Source organism: Shinella sp. G-2, assembly GCF_050172695.1.
GTDB lineage: Bacteria > Pseudomonadota > Alphaproteobacteria > Rhizobiales > Rhizobiaceae > Shinella.
Genome location: NZ_JBBEYH010000051.1, coordinates 1 through 6,634 on the forward strand (window position 1 = coordinate 1; position 6,634 = coordinate 6,634).

Annotated in this window: 6 protein-coding genes; 4 read left to right on the forward strand and 2 right to left on the reverse strand. The window is 64.7% G+C overall.

Going from position 1 to position 6,634, the window contains the following annotated elements:
* On the forward strand, window positions 1-184 hold a 184-nt coding region (locus tag V8U06_RS28895), incomplete at its 5' end, for a hypothetical protein (protein ID WP_427143608.1).
* 19 nt (window positions 185-203) lie between these two features.
* Here V8U06_RS28895 and V8U06_RS28900 read toward each other — a convergent pair.
* Window positions 204-1,979, reverse strand: a complete 1,776-nt coding sequence (locus V8U06_RS28900) for a serine aminopeptidase domain-containing protein (RefSeq protein WP_427143609.1) — start codon at window positions 1,977-1,979, stop codon at window positions 204-206.
* Between the two features lie 203 nt (window positions 1,980-2,182).
* Between V8U06_RS28900 and V8U06_RS28905 the strand changes: the two genes are divergently transcribed.
* Window positions 2,183-3,154, forward strand: a complete 972-nt coding sequence (locus tag V8U06_RS28905; protein ID WP_427143610.1) for an NAD-dependent epimerase/dehydratase family protein — start codon at window positions 2,183-2,185, stop codon at window positions 3,152-3,154.
* A gap of 132 nt (window positions 3,155-3,286) precedes the next feature.
* A complete protein-coding gene (locus V8U06_RS28910; RefSeq protein ID WP_427143611.1) occupies window positions 3,287-4,183 on the forward strand; it encodes a glycosyltransferase family 2 protein in 897 nt (298 codons plus the stop codon).
* A gap of 3 nt (window positions 4,184-4,186) precedes the next feature.
* Here V8U06_RS28910 and V8U06_RS28915 read toward each other — a convergent pair whose 3' ends face one another.
* Window positions 4,187-5,662 carry an oligosaccharide flippase family protein gene (locus V8U06_RS28915; RefSeq protein ID WP_427143612.1) on the reverse strand — a complete coding sequence of 492 codons (1,476 nt, stop codon included), beginning with the start codon at window positions 5,660-5,662 and terminating at the stop codon, window positions 4,187-4,189.
* A 338-nt stretch (window positions 5,663-6,000) separates the two neighbouring features.
* On the opposite strand from V8U06_RS28915, the gene V8U06_RS28920 reads away from it, so the two are divergent.
* Window positions 6,001-6,492 (forward strand): cupin domain-containing protein, encoded by a 492-nt coding sequence (locus tag V8U06_RS28920; RefSeq protein ID WP_226922442.1) that lies wholly within the window; start codon window positions 6,001-6,003, stop codon window positions 6,490-6,492.
* Window positions 6,493-6,634 lie beyond the last annotated feature (142 nt).

Sequence of the window (6,634 nt, forward strand, 5' to 3'; positions counted from 1 at the left end):
CGGCAAACGCCGCGCCGAAACCTTCACATGGGACAGCGCAGCCCAAAAACTCGCCAAGGTTCTAGGTATCAGGACGAGCGCCGGCAGTGCAGATGCAGAGGCAGACGTCGATGATGACGGCAATGCCCATCCCGAGGATGGCAGCACCGCTGACGGCCACCACCACAGACATGCCGCCGAATAGGTGCGCCATGCCGCCCGGTTCAAGGCTTGAAACGCAGCGCCGTCTTCTGCAATTCGGTCAGCCACTGCAGGCGGGCAGGGGCCGTCGTGAGATTGTGGTCGGCATCGGCGAGGAAGGTGAGGCTCGCATTGGCGTAGCGCCCCAAGAGGTACCCGTCCTTGCCGAAACGCGCCTCCAGATTGGGCACGCCGATATCGCCCGCACTGTAGAGCAGCGACACATCCGTGCCATTCGCCGCCACCGTCTCGAAATCCCGCGCAACCACCTTGATGCTCGGCGACAGGAACGGGAAGCGCACGAGGATGGGCAGGGCTTTTGCCGCGGCCTTCGTGAGCAGCATGCGGAAGAGATTGCGCACGCCCCGCGCCACATTGACCTCGCCCTTCAGCACACGCTTCCAGAAACCGCCGCTGCGCATCTTTCCGCCATAGCTGGCAAGAGGCTGCAGCGAGGCATTGAGCAGCGCGTCGACGTCCGTCTCGGGCGGCAGGGAAAAATCGAAAGGATTGACCGGCACGACCGCCTTGAGCGCGCCGTAGCGCACGCCGCTTCGGAAGGCGGTATAGGCGCCGCTGCACCGGCCGCTCATCACGACGGCGTCGAGCCCGCGGCTCTGGAGAAACGCCAGGGCTTCCCCGGCGTCCCGCACCAGGCTTTCGCTGTACATCACCTGCTCGGGCGCCTCGGGATGCGGGGGGCTGTCAGCAACGTTGGCGAAGTCGAAACGGAATGCGGGAATACCGGCGCGCGCCAGATCGCGGCAGAGACGGACGGTGATGCGCCCCCAGCCCGACATGCGGTCATAACCGGTGGACAGCATGATCACCGCCGCGCCCTGGCGCTCGCCCATCGGTTCGCTGAGCACGCCGTAGAGCCGGTTTTCCGTGCCGAAGCGGACCGGCGTTTCCGTGAACCCGTCGCCGGCAAGCGCGGCGGCCTCCGGCAGGTCCGGCGTCACAATCCCGTCGGTCCCCTTCAATGCCGAGGCCCAGGCGATCAGCTCGCCCATTGCGGCGCGCGGCGGGATCGACAACAGCACATCCCGGGCGAAAAGATCGTATCCCTCGAAGGGCATGCTGCGGACCCGCGCACCAAGCGAAGCCAGATGTTCCGCGAAAGCCACGTCGTTCGCTCGCCCTTCCTGGGTGAGCACGAGCATATCGGGCGCGGCAGCCGTCTCGGGCTTGGAAACATCGAGGCTGCGGATCCCGGCCAGAACGGCGTCGGGGATCGTCTGTTCGCCCATGGCCGGTCCGGTCGGCGGCGTCGCATGCTTGATCTCGCCGTGATCGGCGATCCGGCTCAGCGCCATGAACTCGCGTATCCAGCGTCGGCCGGACATCGCGGGCGCGGCGAGCGCGATACCCGCGACATCGCCAAGGCTTTCCGCCGCGCGCCAGGCATAGGCCGCGCCGATGCCGTGACCGACCAGGAGAAGGCGCTTTGCACCCGACAGGGCGCGCAGGGTGCGCGCGGCTGCCAGCACGCTGTCATGCCAGAGGGAGAGGCCGGCGGCGTAGTCGTCGAGGTCCAGCGCATCGCCGGTGCCCGGATAGTCGAAACGCAGGCTCGCCATGCCTTGCCGTCCGAGATCGGCGGCAAGCAGACGCCAGAATTTCCGCGCGCACAGTTCCTCGAAGCCCCAGGAACTGACGAAGAGAACGGCCGTGTCGCTTGCAACATCGGCAGGATGAAAAAGGCCGATCGTGCCGGCGAAGGTAACGGGAAAGTCCGCAGCCGTGTATCGCCCGTCCGTCGGCGGGTGGGAATTCTTCCGGGCGGATGTGCCGTGCATTGCCAAACCTTTCCAAGCCGCGCGCAACCGCGCTTAAAATCCCTCCTAACAAAGCGGAATTTCATTAAGAAACTCGCATTGTCCCGCTCGCCGCCCGCGCAAGTAGCGACCGGCTTAAACAATTGTCCAGAACTTGCGCTTATTAAAATTCGCAACGCGCATCACGATCTCGCGCGCTTGCATGTCCCAGGAGGCATATCTCGATGATAGGGGAAACGCCCAGACACGACCTCGTATTCGGCGGGTCCGGCTTCATCGGAACCCATCTGGTGCGCAGGCTCGCAGCAGAGGGCCATCGCGTGGTGTCCGTCGATATCCGCCCGCCGCGCGAACGGCTGGACGGCGTCGTCTACCTGAAGGGCGACGTGCGCGATCTCTCGGGCTTCGACCCGGGCATGCGCATCGACCGCATCTACAATCTTGCCGCCATCCACACGACACCCGGTCATCCGGCCCACGAGTATTACGAAACCAATATCCTCGGCGCGACGTCGATCACCGCGCTGGCCCGGCGTCTCGACATCCGCGAGATCGTCTTCACCAGCTCGATCTCCGTCTATGGCCCGAGCGAAGAGACGAAGCGCGAGGACACTCCGCCTGCGCCGGAATCGCCCTACGGCTGGTCGAAATTCATGGCCGAGCGCATCCAGAGCGCCTGGCTGGAGGAAGACGAAAGCCGCCGCCTCGTCATATGCCGGCCGGCCGTCATCTTCGGCCCCGGCGAGGGTGGCAACTTCACCCGCATGGCAAAACTGCTGAAGAAGGGATTCTTCGTCTATCCCGGCCGCAAGGACACGATCAAGGCGTGCTTCTACGTGGAAGATCTCCTCGACGCACTGGACTTCGCGGCCACACGGCAAGAACGTTTCGTGCTCTTCAACGGCTGCTATCCCGACCGCTATACGCTGGAACAGATCGTCGAGGCGTTTCGCGCGCACCATATGCAGGGGGCCAAGACCTTCCTCGTTCCCCGCGGTGTGGTGACGCTGGCCGCAACCGCCCTTCGGCCCTTCTCGGTCATGGGGCTCGGCATCCATCCCGACCGCGTCATGAAGCTGGTGCGCTCGACCGATGTCGTGCCGGGCTGGCTGGAGACCGTGGGCAGGGCGGGCCGCGACCGGCTTCCCTCCGCCATCGACCGGTGGAACGCCGAAAGTGGCGGCCGCTTCGTCTAGAGCATGTCAGGTTCAGATTGAACCAGACATGCTCTGAATTCTTTTGTTTTCGTTTGTCTTTTCGGGAAAACCGGTTCCCACTTTTCCCTGACAAACTCTAGACCGGGATAACGCGTGATCAAGGACCGGGACATGAACAGTCGCAAGGATGGCCTGACCATCGCCGTCGCCATCGCCACGGCAGGACGGCGCGACATCCTCACGCAGACCATCGTCTTCCTCAACAACCAGACGCGCAAGCCGGACGAGTTCTTCGTCTGCCCGGCGCGACCGGAGGACGTCGACGTCGAGGGGCTGTCGGCCTATGAGGGCACCGTCGAGGTCTTGCCCGGCCCGGTCGGGTTGCCGCATCAACGCAACGTGCTGATCGCCGCCTGCAAGGCCGATATCATCGTCTTCTTTGACGACGACTTCCTGCCGGCCCCCAACTACCTCGCCGAAGTCGAAAAGCTGTTCCTTGAAAAGCCCGAGATCATGGTCGCCACGGGCTTCGTCATTGCGGACGGCGCGCGCGGCCCGGGGCTGGAGTTCGACGAGGGCGTCGCGGCCCTTGCCGGGGACGTGCCGCCGCGCACGCCGCCCATCGCCCGCACCTTCAACGGCTACGGCTGCAACATGTCCATCCGTCTTGCGCCGGTGCGTGCCAACGGCCATCGCTTCGACGAGAACCTGCCGTTCTACGCCTGGCTGGAGGACGTCGATTTCTCGCGGCAGCTCGCGCCCTATGGCACCATCGTCTGGGCGCACCAGTTGCGAGGCGTGCATCTCGGCACCAAGAAGGCGGGGCGCAGCCCCGGAAAACGGCTCGGCTACTCCCAGGTCGCCAACCGGATCTATATCCGCCGCAAGGGCAACATGCTCTGGTTCGACGTCGTCGACGGCATCGGGCGCAATGTTCTGGCCAATCTCTTCCGCAGCCTGAAGCCGGAGCCCTGGGTCGACCGGCGCGGCCGGCTGAAGGGTAACCTCATCGCCTTCCGCGATCTCCTCACCGGCAAGATCGATCCCCGCAATATCCTCGATATGTAAGTCTCAGCGGCGCAGAAGAGCCGCAGCCTTGTCCAGAACGAAGGATTCAAGGCCCGCGGGTCGCCCGCTCACCCACCACATGCCATAGAGCGCGGCGACATAGATCATGCCGAAGACGAGCCCCGTGGCGGCAAGGGCGGGATAGAGATAGAGCCCCAGTGTCGCCAGATCGGGCACGCCGTAGAGGAAGGCCGCGGCGGGGATGAGCGCGACCATCGGATAGAGGCTGCTGCGGATCTGGTCACGGAAGGATATGCCGGCGATGGATCTGGTCGAGAGCAGCGTCACGAAAAGCAGTGCCGCGCCGGCGCCCGCCTTTGCGGCGATTGCCCCGGGAATGCCCGCGACAATGATGCCGATGACCGTGAGGGGCGCACGCACCGCCAGTTCAATGAAGGAGCGGAAGGCGACGAGGCGCGGGCGATCCAGCACGAGCACCAGGGCAGACCAGGGGATGGTCGGCAGGACAAAAAGGCTGGTGAGGGCGACGCCTGCGAGAATGGGAGCGCCGCTGCTCCAGCTCGGGCCGAGCAGGATGTGGATCACGGGGCCGGCCATCAGTGCCATGAAGCCCATGATCGGGGCCATCAGCGCCACGATACCGGAACACGCCTTGAGATAGGCGCTGACCAGATTGCCTTTTTCCCGCGCGTTGACGAGCGCCGAAAACAGCGGAACCGTCGTCGGCTGCACGATTGCCTGGAACGGAAGCCCGGCAATGTCGTTGGCCGTGGTGAAACGGCCGAAGGCGACGACTTCGATGTAGAGCGGCAGGATGAGGCGATCGATCTGCCAGTTGAGCGCCGACACGATCTGCGAGACGAAATTCCATCCCGTCATGCTGGCAAAGAGCGGCCACTCGGCGAGCGACAGCCGGGGACGCATCGGGGCCATGATGTAGGACACGATCATCGTGACGGTGGGCGAGGAGATCGTCCCGGCCGCCACGGCCCAGTAATTGTCCGTCGCAACGGCAATCGAGATCGCGATGACGCCGGCGACCGCCTTGCCGATCAGCTCCAGCAGGCCCTTGCGGCGGAAATCCATGGCTCGCTCGAACATCACCATGCGGGGGCTGACCATGCCGCGCGCGGCGGGCGCCAGCGCGAGCGCACAGATGAGCGGCATCAGGCGCGGATCGCCGTAGAGCGAGGCGAGCGGAAAGGACAGGGCGGCCATCAGGCCGGCGACCAGCAGCCCGCGGATCAGCCCCAGCGTGAAGGCCGTGGCATACATCCGCTCCGTAATGTCAGGCAGGCGCACGAGCACGAAGGTCAGCGGAAGCTCCAGCACCGCTTCGACGATATAGATGACGGTCATCGCCGTCGCCACCAGGCCGAAATCGGCCGGTCCGAGCAGGCGCGCCAGAACGAGGAGGACGGCAAAGTCGATCAGGCGCGAGGACAGCCGTGCGCCGACCGTCCACATGCCGGCACGGATCGTGCGCGTCGAGAGGGAGGCGCCTTCGGCAGCGGACATCAGCGGGACCTTTCCGGATGGCCGGCAGGCAGAAAACCGAAGGACAGAATGACCGGTATGATGTCCATTACGCTCTCTTTGCGGGTGGGCACGGCCCATTGCAAACGACCAAAACACAGCGCCGTGAATCTTTGCTTAAGTCCGGCCGGGCGTGAAGCGGCGCGCATGGCCACACGTGCGCCGGCGAACCGTCCCGAAGTGGGGCAGGGCGGCGTGCAAATTGCCACCCTGGATAGGCAAATCCCGCCGGTGCTTAAAGTTTTACCGGCTTTCTCAATCCGATTCTCATTCCTCCTTCCTATAGTCCGGTCGAAAATTGACTGAGAGGGAGCATAATCTTGGTTCTGAAACTGCTGGTCGCGGGCGCCATTGCCGTCGCCGCACGCCGATCCTCCGAGGGCGCCTTTGCGCCGGAACGCGTCTCCACGGTCTTCAAGCGCGCACCCGAGCTGAAGATGCAGGATTCGCCGATCGAACCCAGTTGGATTCTCGAGGGCTCGCCGATGGCGCGCTCGGCCGAGCATGTCCGCACCTCCGACCATTCCTCGTTCTCGGCCATCTGGGATTGCACCGCCGGCGCGTTCCGCTGGCATTTTCATTGGGAAGAAACGGTCATCATCCTGGAGGGGGAAGTCCACATCACGCCGGACGACGGCGCGCCCTACACGTTGCGGGCCGGTGACATGGGCTATTTCGCCGCGCGCTCCTCGGCGACGTGGCGTGTCGACAACTACGTGAAGAAGGCGGCATTCCTGCGCAGGCCCATGCCGGCGCCACTCGCCGCGCTCTATCGCCTGCGCGTTGCGATGCGCGAGCAAATCGGCATCTGACACCAAGAACGACAAACGGTGCGGGAAGACGGCCCGGGAGCAAAACGCTGCCGGGATCGCGGCCCCGCGTCCCGGCCCGGCCATGACGGCGGGCTTTGAGACCAGGATGGAAATCATGAGCAGCAAGATCGTCCCCGTCATC